Genomic DNA, 15664 nt, shown 5'->3' with positions numbered 1-15664 from the left:
GCGGTTGCCTGTGGTGGCCCCACGGACCACGTACTACCGACGTTACCCGAACGGTGGTACGCCGTTCATCGTGTCCTCGGCCAGAGCGCGGGGTCCGGTGCGAACCGGACACGCAGGACCCCGTCGGTCAGCGCGGCCCCTGAGACGGTGCAGCGGCGCAGTGCGGACTCCAGGCGCAGGATCCGGTGGAAGGCGCCCACGGTGAGGAGCAGTTCGTCACCGCGCCGGACGAGCCGCAGCTCCTCCTTGACGGCTCCCGGGAGGGGCAGGCACCAGACGAGGACGCCGTCGCCCCCCTCGCTCCGGGTGTCCTCCGTCCACGAGGGGTCCCCGGCACGGCCGGGTGTCCGGTCGTCGGGTGCGCAGGCCTCGCCCAGGAGGGCGAGGTCGTCGAGTCCCTGCGGGTCACGCCCGAGGTGGGGCACCTCGGTCAGCGGGGTCCCGGGGGCCCATACCTGGTGCCAGCGGTCCAGGCTCTTCTCCTGCTGGGCGGCGAGGGCGGCGAACCAGGGGTCGCAGGAGTGCCGGGGCAGGATGCGGTTGGCCACGAGGGTGTCGACGCGCAGTCCGTGCAGCGCCAGTCCGGTACGGGCGGCGCCCAGGGTGTCCTCGGCAGCCGGCCCCGGTTCGGCGACCAGCCGCACGGTCGAGGAGCTGTCCTCGATCAGTGCCTCGACCGCGGCGAGCTCGGCGTCCTTGCGGGCGGCGGCCTCGTACAGCCACTGCGCCGGCATCGGGACACCGGCGAGCTGGGCGAGCATCGGGCGCAGTGCGCGGGCCGCCTGGCGTTCCTGGGGCAGGAGGCGGCGCAGGTAGCGGCGCAGCTGCCCGGGCAGGGCGAGCAGGGCGAGTGCGTCGGCCAGCGGGGGGAGGTCGACGACGAGGACGTCGTAACCGTCCTTCGACCAGTCGCCCTCGGCCGCGCGGCGCAGGGTGTGCAGGAGGGCGAGCTGGGCGCTGCCCGGAAGCTCGGTGAGTTCCTCACCGTCCAGCCGGCCCGCGCCGAGCAGGTCGAGCGCTCCGGACGCCCGGTCCTGGAGGGCGACGAGTTCGCTGCGGAAGTGCTCGCCGGAGTCGATACGGGCGTGGTGGAGCCCGTCGGTGACCTCGGTGGGTGCGGTGCCTGCGGGGAAGCCGGGTACGGCGTCCGAGGAGATCAGGAGGGTGCGCCGGCCGCTGCGGGCCGCGGCCAGTGCGGTCGCCGCCGCGACGGTGGTACGGCCTGCGCCGCCGGGGCCGGTGACGAGGACCGTACGCACGTGATCAGGCCTTCGGGACGGACTCGACGCGCTTCTTCAGTCCGGCCAGGGCACGGTCGATGATGACCTTCTCGGCCTTGCGCTTGATCATGCCCAGCAGCGGGATCTTGACGTCGACGGCGAGCCGGTAGGTGACCTCGGTGCGGTCGCCGCCGACGGGGGCCAGCGCGTAGCTGCCGTCGAGGGCGCGCAGCATCTGGGACTTCACGAGGGTCCAGCTGACCTCGTTCGCGCCGTTCCAGGTGTAGGCGAGGACGTGGTCGTCCTTGATCGCTCCGGCGTCCAGCACCAGCCGGACCTGCTCGGCGCGGCCCAGGTCGTCGGTGGCCAGGATCTCGGCCTCCTTCACCTCGCCGGTCCATTCCGGATAGCGGGCGAAGTCGGAGATCACTCCCATGACGTCGGCCGGTGCCGCCTCGATCGTGATGCTCGAGCTGGTGTGTTCAGCCATCGCCGTGGCCCTCCAGTGCGGTGTACCGGTCGCGTTCGGCAGAGGCCTGCCGTGTGCAGGCTATCGCGTACCCGGCGCCGCCCCGTCCACGCCCCGTCCGCCGGCCCGCACCCGCGGCCCTCACCACTCCAGGGCCCAGGGCCGCCCGGTCGACGCGAAGTGGCCGACGTTGACGCACTCGGTGACGCCGATCCGCATCCGGCGTACCAACGGCTGGTGAACGTGGCCGAAAATCGCGTACTTCGGGCGGGTGCGGTGAATGGCGTCCAGGAGCGCGCGGCTGCCGCGCTCGAAGCGGCGGGCCACGGTGTCGTAGGTCAGCTCGGGCACCTCGGGCGGGATGTGCGAGCACAGGACGTCCACCGGTCCGAGCGCCTCGACCTTGGCGGCGTACTCCTCGTCGCTGATCTCGTACGGGGTGTTCATCGGGGTCCTGAGGCCGCCTCCGACGAACCCGAAGACCCGGCCGCCGATCTCGACGCGCTCGCCGTCCAGGACCGTGGTGCCGGGGCCGGCGAACTCGGGCCAGAGCTGGGGGACGTCGACGTTGCCGTAGGTGGCGTACGTCGGGGTGGGAAGCACGGCGAACATCTCGGCGTACTGCTTGCGCACGGCTCCCAGGATCGCGGCGTTGCGGTCCCTGCCCGCCCACAGGGCGCGGCCGAAGTCGCGCGCCTCCTCGAAGCGGCGTGCCGTGCGCAGTTCGACGATGCGGTCCGCGTTGTCCTTCCCGAACAGGTCCGGGAAGATGCCGCGCGAGTGGTCCGCGTAGTCGAGGAAGAGGACCAGGTCGCCTAGGCAGATCAGGGCGTCCGCGCCGTCCCCGGCGCGTGCCAGCGCCTCCGTGTTGCCGTGCACGTCACTCACCACGTGCACGCGTGTTCCGCGGGTGGCGGTTGCGTCTCGACCGTCCGGTCCGCTGGCTCGCATGGAGATCACCCTAGGTTCTCCGCACCCGCGCTGGGTAGAGCCCACCGGACCTGCGGATACTTCCGGGTCGTGACAGGGGTGGACTACTGTGCACCCAAGGACCACTTATATGTGTGATGCATAAGACATCTGGCCGGAACCCCCTATCCGGAACCGAGTACTGATGGGTAACGTCCCGCCAGTCCAGTCGTGCTCACCCCACTGAGCATCTGCCAGTCTTGGACCGATCCGGTGCGTCACACAGAGCCGTGGAACCGGAGCCCGATGAGGAGCAGCAGTCTTGCGCGAGTTCAGCCTTCCGGCCCTGTACGAGGTCCCGACGGACGGCAACCTGACGGATCTCATCCGCCGCAATGCCGCTCAGCATCCAGATGTCGCGGTGATGAGCCGCAAGGTGGCCGGCGTCTGGACGGACGTCACGGCCACCCAGTTCCTGGCTGAGGTCAGGGACACCGCCAAGGGCCTGATCGCGGCGGGCATCCAGCCCGGCGACCGCGTCGCCCTCATGTCCCGCACCCGCTTCGAGTGGGTCCTGCTGGACTTCGCCATCTGGAGCGCGGGCGCGGTCACCGTGCCGGTCTACGAGACCAGCTCCGCGGAGCAGGTCCAGTGGATACTCGGCGACTCCGGTGCGGTCGCGGTCGTCGTGGAGAGCGACGCCCATGCCGAGTCCGTCGCCTCGGTGCGCGACGCGCTCCCCGGGCTGCGGCACGTGTGGCAGATCGACCGGGGCGCGGTCGGCGAGCTGACCGCCTCGGGCTCCGGCGTCTCCGACGAGACCCTCGATCTGCGCATGGTGAGCGCCAAGGCCGACGACCCGGCCACCATCGTCTACACCTCGGGCACCACCGGCCGCCCCAAGGGCTGTGTGCTGACCCACCGCAGCTTCTTCGCGGAGTGCGGCAACGTGGTGGAGCGGCTGAAGCCCCTCTTCCGTACGGGCGAGTGCTCCGTCCTCCTCTTCCTGCCCGCCGCGCACGTCTTCGGCCGGCTCGTCGAGGTCGCCTCGGTGATGGCACCGATCAAGCTCGGCTGTGTGCCGGACATCAAGAACCTCACCGACGAACTGGCCTCGTTCCGCCCGACACTGATCCTCGGTGTGCCGCGGGTCTTCGAGAAGGTCTACAACTCGGCGCGCGCCAAGGCGCAGGCCGACGGCAAGGGCAAGATCTTCGACCGGGCGGCCGACACGGCGATCGCGTACAGCCGCGCGCTGGGCACGCCGCAGGGCCCGTCGGTGGGCCTGAAGGTCAAGCACAAGGTCTTCGACAAGCTGGTGTTCAGCAAGCTGCGGGCCGTGCTCGGCGGTCGCGGTGAGTACGCGATCTCGGGCGGCGCGCCGCTCGGGGAGCGGCTCGGCCACTTCTTCCGCGGCATCGGCTTCACGGTGCTGGAGGGCTACGGCCTCACCGAGACCTGCGCCGCCACGGCGTTCAACCCGTGGGACCGGCAGAAGATCGGTACGGTCGGCCAGCCGCTGCCGGGCTCGGTCGTGCGCATCGCCGACGACGGCGAGGTGCTCCTGCACGGCGAACACCTGTTCACGGGGTACTGGAAGAACGACGCGGCGACGGCCGAGGCGCTGGCCGACGGCTGGTTCCACACGGGCGACATCGGCACGCTCGACGAGGACGGCTATCTCGCGATCACCGGCCGCAAGAAGGAGATCATCGTCACGGCGGGCGGCAAGAACGTCGCCCCGGCCGTGATCGAGGACCGGATCCGCGCACACGCCCTGGTGGCCGAGTGCATGGTGGTCGGCGACGGACGGCCGTTCATCGGCGCCCTGGTCACCCTCGACGAGGAGTTCCTCTCCCGTTGGGCCGAGGAGAACGGCAAGCCGGCCGGTTCGACGGCGGTGTCGCTGCGCGAGGACGCCGATCTCCTGGCCGAGGTGCAGCGAGCGATCGACGACGGCAACGCGGCGGTGTCCAAGGCGGAGTCGGTGCGCAAGTTCCGCATCCTGGCCCAGCAGTTCACGGAGGAGGCGGGCCACATCACGCCGTCGCTGAAGCTGAAGCGCAACGTCGTGGCGAAGGACTTCGCGGACGAGGTGGAGTCGATCTACCGCGCCTGAGCGCACGACGAGGCCGTACGCACGATGAGGCCGTACGCATGACGAGGGGCCCGCACCACGCCGGTGCGGGCCCCTCGTCGCGTCGTACGCGCTCAGAGCAGCGTCTTCAGCTTCTCCGCGAGCAGGTCCCAGCGCCACTTCTCCTCGACCCAGGCCCTGCCCCGCTCCCCCATCCGCCGGCGCAGCTCGGGATCACCGAGCAGGGTGACGATCCGGTCGGCGGACTCCTCGGCCGAGCCGCCCCGCACGACCCACCCGGTCTCGCCGTCGAGCACCGCGTCGGGAGCGCCGCCCGAGTCGCCCGCCACCACCGGCAGTCCGGTCGCGGACGCCTCCAGGTACACGATGCCGAGGCCTTCGACGTCGAGCCCGCCGCGCCGGGTGCGGCAGGGCATGGCGAAGACGTCCCCCGCGCCGTAGTGGGCGGGCAGTTCCTCCCACGGCACCGGTCCGGTGAAGCGCACGGAGTCCTGGACGCCCGTCTCGGCCGCCAGCTTCTTCAGCTGCCCCGCGTACGGACCGCCGCCGACGATCAGCAGGACGGCGTCCGGCACCCGAGCCAGGATCGCGGGCATGGCGAGGATGAGGGTGTCCTGGCCCTTGCGCGGGACGAGCCGCGACACGCAGACGACGACGGGCCGGTCCGCGAGCCCCAGCCGGGCCCTGACGCGGTCCCCGCCCGAGGACGGGTGGAAGGTCGACTCGTCGACACCGGGCGGCAGCTGGACCATGCGGCCCGCGGCCTCGGGGGTGAGGGCCTCGGCGATCCTGGAGCGGGTGTACTCGCCGAGGTACGTGATCGTGTCCGTGCCCTCGCCGATGCGGCGCAGCAGTTGCCGGGACCCGGGCAGCTGGGCCCAGCCCGCCTCGTGCCCGTGGGTGGTCGCCACGATGCGGCGCGCTCCGGCCCTGCGGAGCGCGGGTGCCATCAGGCCGAGGGGTGCCGCCGCGCCGAACCAGACGGAGGAGCAGTCGTGTTCGCGCAGGAGGCGGACCGCCTGCCGGGTGACCCTCGGGGTGGGCAGCAGCATCGTCGTACGGTCGCGTACGACGGTGAAGGGCTGCTCCGCGTCGAAGGCGGCGGTGGCCTCCTGGCCCTCCGCGCCGCGCTTCCAGGTGGAGGCGTAGACGACGAGCCGGCCGGGGTCCACGCGCAGTGCCATGTTGTGCAGGAAGGCCTGGATGCCGCCGGGGCGGGGCGGGAAGTCGTTGGTCACGATCAAGGTCTTGTCCATCGCCGCCGACAGTACCGGGCTGCCGACCGGCCCTGCTTGACGGCTCCCGCACATCAGGCAACGGCATCATGACGGTTATGCGTCTGCTCCTCGCCACCTGGATCCTCACCCGGGCGGCGCTGCTGCTCTGCGTCTTCAAGGTGTTCACGGTGCCCGGCCCGGACGTCACGAGTGATGTCTCGGTGATCTACCACGGCTGGTACGAGGTGCTCCGCGCCGGTTCGTATCCGCTGGACGACGTCACCTGGCAGTACCCGCCCGCCGCCGCGCTGGCCGTGCTCTCCCCGGCGCTGCTGCCCTTCCTGGAGTACGCGTCCGCCTTCTTCGTCCTCGCACTGGCCTGCGACGCCCTGGTGTTCCTGCTTCTGCTGTACGCGTCCGGCCGGCCGGGCACCCGGGCCGCGGGCGCCTGGGCGTGGGTGGCGGGTGTGCCGCTGCTCGGGCCGACGGTGTACGCGCGGTACGACCTGATGGTGACGGCGGTCGCGGTGGCGGCGCTGCTGGCCGGGGTGCGCCACCCGCGGGTCCTGGGGGCGCTGGCGGCGTTCGGTGCGCTGATGAAGGTGTGGCCGGTCCTGCTGCTGGCGGGTACGGCACGGGGGCGGGCCACACGGCTCTCCCGGTCGGCCGCGGCGGTGACGGCCGGGGGGCTCCTCCTGGCGTCCGCCGCGGCTCTGCCCGGCGCGTTCGCGTTCCTGACGTTCCAGCGGGACCGGGGGCTGGAGGTCGAGTCGCTGGGGGCGCTCGTCTTCCATCTGGCGCGGCAGTTCGGCTGGGAGGGCCGGGTGGAACTGCGGTACGGCTCGATGGAGTTCGCCGGTGCCCACGTCGGGCCGGTGAGCACGCTGGCACTGGGGCTGAGCGTCCTCGCCCTCGGCTGGCTGCTGGTGTGGCGGCTGAGGGCCCGCACGTTCGCGGTGCACACCCCGGCGGACGCGGCGTTCACGGCGGTGCTGCTGTTCACCACGACCAGCCGTGTCATCAGCCCGCAGTACATGGTGTGGCTGGTCGGGCTGGCCTCGGTGTGCCTGGTGTTCCGCGGCAGCCGGATGGCACCGCCGGCGTGCCTGGTCCTGGTGGCCACCGGCGTCACCCTGCTGGAGTTCCCGCTGGGGTTCGCGCATGTGGTGGCCAGTGACGCGGAGGGCGTGGCGCTCCTCGTCGTACGCAACGGCCTGCTGGTCGCGGCGACGCTGAGCGCCGGGCGGCGGCTGTGGCGGGAGACGGTGGCGGGAGTGGGGACCGGACGCGAGGGGCGGTTCAGCCGAGCCGCTCGCGCAGATACTCCCGCCAGCGCGCCGTGAAGTCCTCCGGAGTCGTCCCGAGCTCCGTCCGCATGGCCTGTTCCACCGCCCCGTCCCGCCCGGAACGGGCCCCGACGGCCTTGTAGAAGGCGATCAGCTTCTCCTCGCCCCAGTCCTGCGCGATCAGCTCGCAGGCCAGCCAGCCGCCCTCGTACGCCTTCGCGAGGGTGGCCGCGTCCCCGCCGAAGCCGAAGTCCTCGTCCACCGGCAGCCGGGCGGGCAGCTCGGCGCGGCGGACAGCGCCGGCCAGCTCGGGTGCGATCTCCTCGGCGGTGCGGCTCTCCTGGCGGTAGGCGGCCCGGTCGGCGAAGCCCTCGGAGAGCCATACCGGTGTGGCCGCGGAGGTGTGCGACCTGGTCGCCACGTGGGCGGTCTCGTGGGTGAGGACGACCCGCCGGCCGAACTCGCCGAGCATTCCGTACGCCTGCGGATTGACGATCACCCGGTCCGCGGGCGCCCGGCCCTTGCCTCCGACCTCACCGGTGGTGACGGCCGCTATGCCCCGGTAGCTCGCCACGGGTGAGCCGAGGAGGCCCGCCATGTCCTCCACGGAGTCCGGTACGAGCACGACCACGCGCTCCGCCCAGGGCTCCGGCCAGATGGCGGAGACGGCCGGCACGGCCCGGTCCGCGGTGTCCGCGATCCGGCGCAGCTCCCCCTCACGGCGGCCGACACCGAGGACGAGGCTGTGCGTGCCGCGTACGACCTGGACGTCGCCCTGCTGCCACAGCAGCCCCGGAGCGTCCTTGCCGGCCCGGTCGGCGGCGATGTACCAGGGCCCGTCCTCGCCGCGGCGTACCAGCTCCACCGTGCGGGCCGAGGACATCGGGGCGTTGTCGTAGCCCTTGAACCGGTAGCGCAGCTCGACGTCGGCGGTGACCCGGCCGGAACCCTTCCCGATCACGTCCTTCACCTTGTACGCCCAGGACTCCAGGGGTACGTCGGCCAGGTTCTCCAGCTCGGTGCGCTGGGCCGCCCGGAACGACGTGGCCCGCGGGTCGAGCGAGGCCAGGTACGCGTCGGTGTCGTGCCCCATCACCGCGGCGGCCCTGCGGTCCAGGGTGGTGCCGATCTCCTGGGCGGTGAGGCCGGCCGCGGAGTCCTGCGGCGCGGAGCAGGCGGCCGCGAGGAGCAGCCCGGCGAGCACGGCGCCCGCCGTGCTCCGTGTGCGGGTGCACCCCCGCCGCGCGTTCCGCGTCCGAACAGCCATCCTGCCGATCGTACGGTCAGACGCGGGTCACCGAGGAGACGGGCATCATGCCGACGGGGTCGTAGCGCACCGGGGCGCCGGGGTACGGGGCGTGGATGACCTGGCCGTTCCCCGCGTACATCCCGATGTGGCTCGCGTCGGCACGGTAGGCGACGAGGTCCCCGGGCCTGGCCTCCCCGAGCGGCACCATGCGGCCCGCGTACCGCTGGGCCTGCGAGGTCCGCGGCAGGCTGACCCCGGCCTGGGCGTACGCCCACTTCATCAGCCCGGAGCAGTCGAACGCGGACGGGCCGTCGGCGCCCCACACATACGGGCTGCCGAGCGCCTGCCGGGCCGCCATGAGGGCCGCCAGGGCGCGCGGGGAGGCGGCACCGGGAGCGGGAAGCGCCTCCTGCCCGGCGGAGCGCGAGGCGTGGCCGAAGCTCTCGCGGTCCTCGGCGGGCAGCGAGTGAAGCAGCTGCCGGGCCCGGGCCAGCTTGCCCTCGACGGTGCGCTTGTGCCGGGTGACGTCCGCCCGGTTGCGTTCCAGCCCGGCGAGGGCGCCGGTGGCCTCGGCCCGGGTCTGGGCGATCCTGCGCTGGGCCTGCTGGAGCTTGTGCAGCAGGACGGCCCTGCGGTCGCCCAGCCGGTCCAGGGCGGCGGCCCGGTCCAGGAAGGTGTCCGGGTCCGAGGAGAGCAGCAGCGCGAGCGAGGGGTCGATGCCGCCCGAGCGGTACTCCGCGCCCGCCATGGAGCCGAGGGCGGTCCGCATCCGGTTGATGCCCTCCTGGGCGCGGGCGGCCGCGTCCTGGGCCCTGTCCACCTCGCCGCGCAGCAGGCCGACGTTCTCCCGGGCCTTGTTGAAGTGCTCGGTGGCGCGCTCGGCCTCCCCGTACAGCTGGTCGACCCTGGCCTTCGTGCTCTCCCGCGTGTCCTGCGGTTCGGCGCCCGCCGGGGCTGCGCCGAGGGTGGCCGCCGCGGTGGCTGCGGCGGCCGACAGGACGGTGGCCCCGATGCCCCTGGCGGGGCCGGGCCGGGTGGGACGGCGATGCGACACCACAGGAAGCCGCACTCCCTTCCGCTGTACGCAGATGTGCGCAGCCCCTGCCGCCCTGGAGGGCGGACCGACGACCGGGAGCTGCACGGCAGCGCAGACAGTAACCGGCCGACTACGGAGCGGCCAAAGGCCACGCCGGGCCCGGGAAGGGGGCAAACAGCGCCGCCCCGCCGGTGACCTGTCGGTCTCCGGCGGGGCGGGGCTCAGCGAGGGGTGTGGCGATTCGCCCGTTCGGGCGTCAGATCCGCACGCCGAACTGGAAGGTGCCCATGTAGTCCATCGACTCGTAGCGGACCACGGTGCCCGGCTTCGGGGCGTGCAGGATCTGGTTGTTGCCCGCGTACAGGCCCACGTGCGAGGTGTTGTTGAAGAAGACCAGGTCGCCCGGCTTCAGAGCGCTGCGGCCGATCCGGACACCGTCGTTGATCTGGGTGTACGTGGTGCGGGTGATCTGGACGCCGGCCTGGGCGTAGGCCCACTGGGTCAGACCCGAGCAGTCGAACGAGTTGGGGCCGGTGCCGCCGGAGACGTACGGCTTGCCCTGCTGCGTGGCGGCGGCCCGGAGGGCGGCACCGCCGAGCGCCGATGCGGGGACCTCGTTGCCGAGGTTGACGCGCTCACCGGCGGCGCGGCTGGCGCGCTGGTCGTCCGCGGCCATCTTGGCCCGCTCGGCGGCGGTGAGGGTGTTCAGGAGCTTCTGGGCGTCGGCGAGCTTGCCCTGGAACTTCTTCTTGTTCTCACCGAGGGTCTTGCGGACGTCGGCGAGGTCGCCGAGCTTCGCCTGCGCTTCCTTGCGCTGCTGCGCAAGGGTGCGCTGCTTGGACTGGATCTTCTGCAGCGACTCGGTCTGCTTGGCCGTCAGCTGGTCGAGCGCCGAGGCCTGGTCGAGGAAGGTGTCCGGGTCCGAGGCGAGGAAGAGCTGGACGGACGGGTCGATCCCACCGGAGCGGTACTGCGCGGTGGCGAGCGAACCGAGCTCACCGCGCATGGCGTTGACCTCGTCCTGGCCGCGGGCGACCTTGTCCTGGATCGCGTCGACCTGCTTCTTGAGCTTGTCCTGCTGTTCCTTGGCCCCGTTGTACTTCTCGGTGGCGGCCTCGGCCTCGTGGTAGAGCTTGTCGACCTTCGCCTTGACCTCGTTCTTGGTCGGCTTGGGATCGGCGTGCGCAGCCTGGGAAGTGAGGGCCACGGCCGCAGCGGCGGTCGCGGTGAGCACGGTCACGCGGGTGCGGCTCGGCTGCTTGGGACGACGGTGGGACGCCACGAAGGCGAGCTCCTTCTTCCTCGAGCCGCCTACCGGGCTGTGGGGGACTGAATCCCCGGCTCCGTGCACGTCACGGACTCGGCGGTTCCTTCGCCGTCACCCCTGGTGGGTGATCAACCGTGCGAAGGTTCGAGGCCTGACCCTAGTGACCATCCTGTGATCAGTTCAAATCCTCACAAGAAAAATCTCGTCACACCAGGCACTTCTTTACTTTCATCACACCGCGTGTAGTGGCGACTTGACGGTACGTTCCCGAAATTCCGGCAAGTCACACATGCGGCACATGACGAACTAGACGCGCGAAAGGCGCTTCAGGAGCAATGCGGACGCGACAGGCCGGGCGCCCGCCTTCGCCACCCCGTCGGCCACTTCACGGTCGGTGGAGACCACCACGACGGGTCTGCCCGGCGGTTCCGCGCGGGCCAGCTGCCTGATCAGCTCGTCGGCCGTCACCCCGGCCTTGCTGAACAGCACACGCACTCCGCGCGGCGGTGCGAGCAGGACGGGCGCGGCCAGTTCGGCCCCGTCGAAGACACAGGTCATCTCGGCGCCCGTCTGCGCGGCGAGGACCGAGAGGCCGCCCAGGAGCCGCAACCGCTGCTTCTCCAGCGGCATCTGCGGATAGCCGGTCTTCGTGACGTTGTAGCCGTCCACGATCAGATGCGCCTGCGGCAGCGCGAGCAGCTGGTCGAGCAACGCCGGATCCGTCTCCGAAAGGGCCCTGGCCGCAATGTCCTTCGGTGACATCCGGCCCGGCTCCACCGCCTCGACACTGTCTGCCGGGCGGATCGACGAGGGCGGCAGTGCCAGTTCACGGCGGAGTCCCTGCGCCGCGTCGAGCACGGTGTCCAGCAGCAGCCGCAGCCGCATGTCCTCGACGGAACGCCCTTCCCTGGCCGCCCTGCGGCTCGCCTCGACAGAGGTCTCCGCCTCGGCCAGGCGCGCCTTCAACCGCCGGGACTCGCTCTCGGCCGCGGACACCTGGGCCGCGGCCTCGGCGCGCACGGTGTCCGTCTCCGCGCTGCCCTTGCGCAGGGCCGCCTCGCCGCGCTTCACCTCGCTGAGGGCGCTGCGCAGTTTGCGCTGCAGGGATTCCGCTTCCTTGCGGGCCGCGTCCAGCTCCGAACGCAGCCGCTCGGTCTCGCTCCTGGTGTGGCTGCGGGCGTGGGCGAGCTCCTCGCGCAGCCTCTCCAGCTCGCGCCGGATCTCCTCGTCCACCCGCTCGGCGTCGGCCCGCTGGACCTCCTCGCCCGCCGCGGCCACCAGCTTGACCCAGCCGGCCGGCCGCAGCACGTACGCCGCGGCGGCCACGTCGACCGGATCGGCGGCCGCGGGCGGCGCGCCGGACTCCAGCGCGGCGGCCAGCTCCGGCTGGCCCTGGCCGATCCGCTCACCGATGCGCCGGCGGAAGACCGGGTCGCTCTCAAGGGCGGCCGCCATCGCGTTGCCCGCGAACTTCGCACGCCTGCTCGGGGTGAAGCGGGCGTACTGCCTGAGCTGAGGGGGAAGTTCGCCGACGGTCAGACCGCCGAACGCGTCGGAGACGAGCGCCACGACCTTGCGGCGCACGCCCTCGGGCAGCGGACGGTCGAGCGACTCCGCGGCGCCGTCGGCCGCGTCGGCCGGTCCGGCGCCGCCTGTCGGCTGCTCCACCATCCATCACCCCAATATGTCTGTCCGCACGGCCCCGTCAGGAGTCGGCACCCGGCCTGTCGACCAGCTCGATCTGGTCCACCGCGTTGCACCAACGACAGCGCACCGACTCGATGGTCTCACTGACCACCTCCCGCTCCTCGACACTCGACTCCCCGGCCAGGTCGAGGTGGACGTACTCCACGACCTTGGAGGAGCGCGTCACATCGAAGCGGGTGAGATTGCCGCAGAGCGTGCAGCGCCAGCGGGTCCCGTCGGTCGGCGTGGGAACCGTCGTCATCGTTGCGTCCTCTTTCGTCGAGCTCGTACTGCCCAGGTCTTCGATCTCGCGGTGCGCCGTCGAACTGCGAATGTCCTGCGGTAACCCTACGGCCTCGCGTTTACCCAGTGGCACGGCGAGGCGATCTGTCATGTTCTCCGCCGGTGCGTCATGCTCTGTACGTGATCGATTGGCGGGATGCCGGGTGGCGGGAGCGGGCCAGAGAGTTCGCGTCCGCGGCCTCGGCGGGCGGCGCACCGGTCACCTACGGCCTCATCGCCGTCTGTTCCGCCGTGTTCCTGATCAGCCCGCTCTCCGGGTTCAACCCGGCCTACGGCACCGCGGACGCCCTGCTCGCCGCGCAGGCCGGGTACTTCGAGCGGTGGGGTGTGATCCCCAGTGAACTCCTGGACGGCTCCGCACACGCGGCCCTCACCCCGCTGACCGCTCTCTTCGTGCACGGGAGCTGGCTGCACCTGCTGGGCAACATGCTGTTCCTGTACGTGTTCGGGGCTATGGCCGAGGAACGCATGGGCCGGGCCGAGTTCGTCTTCTTCTACGTCTGCTGCGGCTATCTGGCCCTGGTCGTCTACGCGGTCGCGCACTCCGGATCCGATCAGACCCTGGTGGGCGCGTCGGGGGCCATCTCGGCGGTGCTCGGCGCGTTCCTCTACCTCTTTCCCCGGGCCCGGGTCACCAGCCTCTTCCCGTTCCTCTTCTTCCTGCCCCTGCGCTTCCCGGCCTGGATCGTGCTCGTCTTCTGGTTCGCGCTGCAGTGGCTGGCGGCACAGGGCGCGGGCAGCGGCCCCGGCGTGGCCTACCTCGCCCATGTCGCGGGGTTCGCGGCCGGGTTCCTCTACGCCTGGGGGCGTTACCGGGGTGGGGCTAGAGTGAAGTCTCCAGCCACGGCCACCGAGGGAGAAAGCCAGCCGTGATCACCGCGATCGTGCTCATCAAAACCAGCGTGGACCGGATTCCCGAGATCGCCGAGGCCGTCGCCGCGCTGGACAGCGTCAGCGAGGTCTTCTCGGTCACCGGTACGTACGACCTGATCGCCATGGTCCGGGTGGCCAGGCACGACGATCTGGCGGATGTCATCCCCGGCCGGATCAGCAAGATCCCCGGTGTCGAGGGCACCGACACACACGTGGCGTTCCGCACGTACTCGCAGCACGACCTCGAGGCGGCCTTCGCCATCGGTCTCGACGCGTAGGACGGACGGCGCGTACGGCTTCGGCCGGGGACGGGAGGCGACTGCCCCGTCCCCGGCCGAAGCCGTACGCGGCCCGGTCAGACCTGCGCCGCACCCCTGTCCGGGACGCAGCGGCCGTCCTCGGTGCGGTAGGTCCACCGGGCACCCGCGCCCACCAGCTCGCGGACCGCGCCCAGGAACCTCTCGATGTGCTCGTCCGGCGTACCGGCCCCGAAGCTGACCCGGATGGCGTTGAGGGACCGCTCGCCCGGCTCGGCCTCCGGGGCACCGCACTCGCCCGGGTCCTGCGGCTCACTGCCCAGCAGGGTCCGTACGAGCGGGTGGGCGCAGAACAGGCCGTCGCGGACCCCGATGCCGTACTCCGCGGAGAGCGCCGCGGCGAAGTGCGAGCTGTTCCAGCCCTCGACCACGAAGGAGATGACGCCGACCCTCGGGGCGTCGTCGCCGAACAGGGAGAGCACCTTGACCGCGGGGACCTCGGCCAGGCCTTCACGGACCCGGGTGACGAGCTGCTGCTCACGCGCGACGAGCTGGTCGAACCCGGCCTCGGTCAGGGCCTTGCAGGCAGCGGCGATGGAGTAGACGCCGATCACGTTGGGCGATCCGGCCTCGTGCCGGGCCGCCGTGGTGTGCCACTCCACGTCCACTCCGCCGTCGGCGCGCCGGGCGACCTTGCGGGAGGCGCCGCCGCCCGCGAGATACGGCTCCGCGTCCCGCAGCCAGTCGGCCCGGCCCGCGAGGACGCCCGAGCCGAACGGCGCGTACAGCTTGTGCCCGGAGAAGGCGACCCAGTCGACGTCCAGTTCCGCGATGTCCACCGGGTGATGGGGGGCCAGCTGCGCGGCGTCGAGGACGATCCGGGCACCGTGCGCGTGGGCGGCGGCGGCCAGTTCCTTCACCGGCCACAGTTCACCGGTGACGTTCGACGCGCCGGTGACACAGACCAGTGCGGGCCCGTAGGGGTCGCGGTCGGCCAGCGCACGCTCCAGCGTCACGACTGCCTCGGCGGGGGTCCTGGGGGCGTCGAGGTACGTCACCCGGGCGTCGCGCCAGGGCAGCAGCGAGGCGTGGTGCTCGGTCTCGAACACGAACACCTGGCAGTTGGCGGGAAGCACGGCGGCCAGCAGGTTGAGGGAGTCCGTCGTCGAGCGGGTGAAGACCACCTGGTCCTCGGCGCGGCAGCCGAGGAACTCCGCGACGGTGACGCGGCTGCTCTCGAAGAGGTCCGTGGAGAGCTGCGAGAGGTAGCCGGCGCCGCGGTGCACGCTGCCGTAGTACGGGGCGTAGGCGGCCACGTCGTCCCATACCCGCTGCAGGGCCGGGGCGCTCGCCGCGTAGTCGAGGGCGGCATAGGTGACTTCGCCTCCCGTAACCAGCGGAACGGTGACATCCGCACCCAGAACCGGCAGCGGGGCACAAATGGACTGGTCGGCGGCAGCGGTGGAGACAGACATGGCGAACTCCCGTAACAGGCAGGCGAAATCCCGGCGCCGGCAGATACGCGGCAGCGCAGGGAAAAGAGAAAAGGGTGCGCGGAGAAGGGCGTTGAGCCCTATCGCATTCGCTTGCTCACAAGAGGCTCCCTGGGGACCAGGACCCCGGGGGATGGCATTCACAGATGCCTAGGGGCCCGCGCTTGCCACAGACCTCGCTGCCTGCGGCCTGGTCTTCACCCGGGGCACCCCGCCACGGACGGAGGGTTGCCGGACAGCGAGCCGGGGCTTATTCGCTGTCACTCATGACCTGCGCAGCATCTTGCCATACGTGGCCACA

General features: G+C 71.7%; 14 protein-coding genes and 1 riboswitch. Of the genes, 4 read left to right on the top strand and 10 right to left on the bottom strand.

The window, feature by feature from the left end; translation table 11 throughout:
- Positions 1-65: 65 nt before the first annotated feature.
- The 3 genes from OG257_RS27965 to OG257_RS27955 all read right to left on the bottom strand — a co-directional run bounded on the left by OG257_RS27965 (position 66) and on the right by OG257_RS27955 (position 2640).
- Complete coding sequence (locus OG257_RS27965) at positions 66-1259, bottom strand: ArsA family ATPase (protein ID WP_329211923.1); 1194 nt, start codon at positions 1257-1259, stop codon at positions 66-68.
- A 4-nt stretch (positions 1260-1263) separates the two neighbouring features.
- Positions 1264-1710: an SRPBCC family protein gene (locus tag OG257_RS27960; RefSeq protein ID WP_329211922.1), complete on the bottom strand. Its 447-nt coding sequence runs from the start codon at positions 1708-1710 to the stop codon at positions 1264-1266.
- Between the two features lie 120 nt (positions 1711-1830).
- On the bottom strand, positions 1831-2640 hold the full coding sequence (locus OG257_RS27955; protein WP_329211920.1) for a metallophosphoesterase family protein: 810 nt from the start codon (positions 2638-2640) through the stop codon (positions 1831-1833).
- 280 nt (positions 2641-2920) lie between these two features.
- Between OG257_RS27955 and OG257_RS27950 the strand changes: the two genes are divergently transcribed.
- Positions 2921-4717 carry an AMP-dependent synthetase/ligase gene (locus tag OG257_RS27950; protein WP_329211919.1) on the top strand — a complete coding sequence of 599 codons (1797 nt, stop codon included), beginning with the start codon at positions 2921-2923 and terminating at the stop codon, positions 4715-4717.
- Positions 4718-4809: 92 nt separating this feature from the next.
- On the opposite strand, the gene OG257_RS27945 is transcribed toward OG257_RS27950, so the two are convergent.
- Entirely contained in the window at positions 4810-5952 is a 1143-nt protein-coding gene (locus OG257_RS27945) for a glycosyltransferase family 4 protein (RefSeq protein ID WP_329211917.1), read from the bottom strand.
- A 77-nt stretch (positions 5953-6029) separates the two neighbouring features.
- Between OG257_RS27945 and OG257_RS27940 the strand changes: the two genes are divergently transcribed.
- Positions 6030-7256 (top strand): glycosyltransferase 87 family protein, encoded by a 1227-nt coding sequence (locus tag OG257_RS27940; protein WP_443054579.1) that lies wholly within the window; start codon positions 6030-6032, stop codon positions 7254-7256.
- Here the strand turns inward: OG257_RS27940 and OG257_RS27935 are convergent.
- The 5 genes from OG257_RS27935 to OG257_RS27915 form a co-directional block, all read right to left on the bottom strand.
- The gene (locus OG257_RS27935) at positions 7213-8466 is read right to left on the bottom strand and encodes a hypothetical protein (protein ID WP_329211913.1); all 1254 of its coding nucleotides are present in this window, start codon (positions 8464-8466) and stop codon (positions 7213-7215) included. The two genes, OG257_RS27940 and OG257_RS27935, sit on opposite strands and share 44 nt — an antisense overlap.
- A 16-nt stretch (positions 8467-8482) precedes the next feature.
- Positions 8483-9505, bottom strand: a complete 1023-nt coding sequence (locus OG257_RS27930) for a C40 family peptidase (protein WP_329211911.1) — start codon at positions 9503-9505, stop codon at positions 8483-8485.
- A gap of 235 nt (positions 9506-9740) precedes the next feature.
- Positions 9741-10766: a C40 family peptidase gene (locus tag OG257_RS27925; RefSeq protein WP_329211909.1), complete on the bottom strand. Its 1026-nt coding sequence runs from the start codon at positions 10764-10766 to the stop codon at positions 9741-9743.
- Positions 10767-11057: 291 nt separating this feature from the next.
- Positions 11058-12419 carry an NYN domain-containing protein gene (locus tag OG257_RS27920; protein ID WP_329211907.1) on the bottom strand — a complete coding sequence of 454 codons (1362 nt, stop codon included), beginning with the start codon at positions 12417-12419 and terminating at the stop codon, positions 11058-11060.
- A 37-nt stretch (positions 12420-12456) separates the two neighbouring features.
- Positions 12457-12699 carry a hypothetical protein gene (locus OG257_RS27915; RefSeq protein ID WP_329211905.1) on the bottom strand — a complete coding sequence of 81 codons (243 nt, stop codon included), beginning with the start codon at positions 12697-12699 and terminating at the stop codon, positions 12457-12459.
- Positions 12700-12860: 161 nt separating this feature from the next.
- On the opposite strand from OG257_RS27915, the gene OG257_RS27910 reads away from it, so the two are divergent.
- On the top strand, positions 12861-13613 hold the full coding sequence (locus OG257_RS27910; RefSeq protein ID WP_329211903.1) for a rhomboid family intramembrane serine protease: 753 nt from the start codon (positions 12861-12863) through the stop codon (positions 13611-13613).
- Complete coding sequence (locus tag OG257_RS27905; RefSeq protein WP_329211901.1) at positions 13610-13891, top strand: Lrp/AsnC family transcriptional regulator; 282 nt, start codon at positions 13610-13612, stop codon at positions 13889-13891. The genes OG257_RS27910 and OG257_RS27905 overlap by 4 nt, the downstream gene beginning before the upstream one ends.
- 77 nt (positions 13892-13968) lie before the next feature.
- Here the strand turns inward: OG257_RS27905 and OG257_RS27900 are convergent, their stop codons facing one another.
- Positions 13969-15345 carry an aminotransferase class V-fold PLP-dependent enzyme gene (locus OG257_RS27900; protein ID WP_329211899.1) on the bottom strand — a complete coding sequence of 459 codons (1377 nt, stop codon included), beginning with the start codon at positions 15343-15345 and terminating at the stop codon, positions 13969-13971.
- A gap of 173 nt (positions 15346-15518) precedes the next feature.
- A riboswitch (SAM riboswitch) is annotated at positions 15519-15635 on the bottom strand.
- Positions 15636-15664: the final 29 nt, after the last annotated feature.

Source organism: Streptomyces sp. NBC_00683 (genome assembly GCF_036226745.1).
Lineage (GTDB): Bacteria > Actinomycetota > Actinomycetes > Streptomycetales > Streptomycetaceae > Streptomyces.
This window is presented reverse-complemented; position numbering and strand designations above follow the sequence as displayed.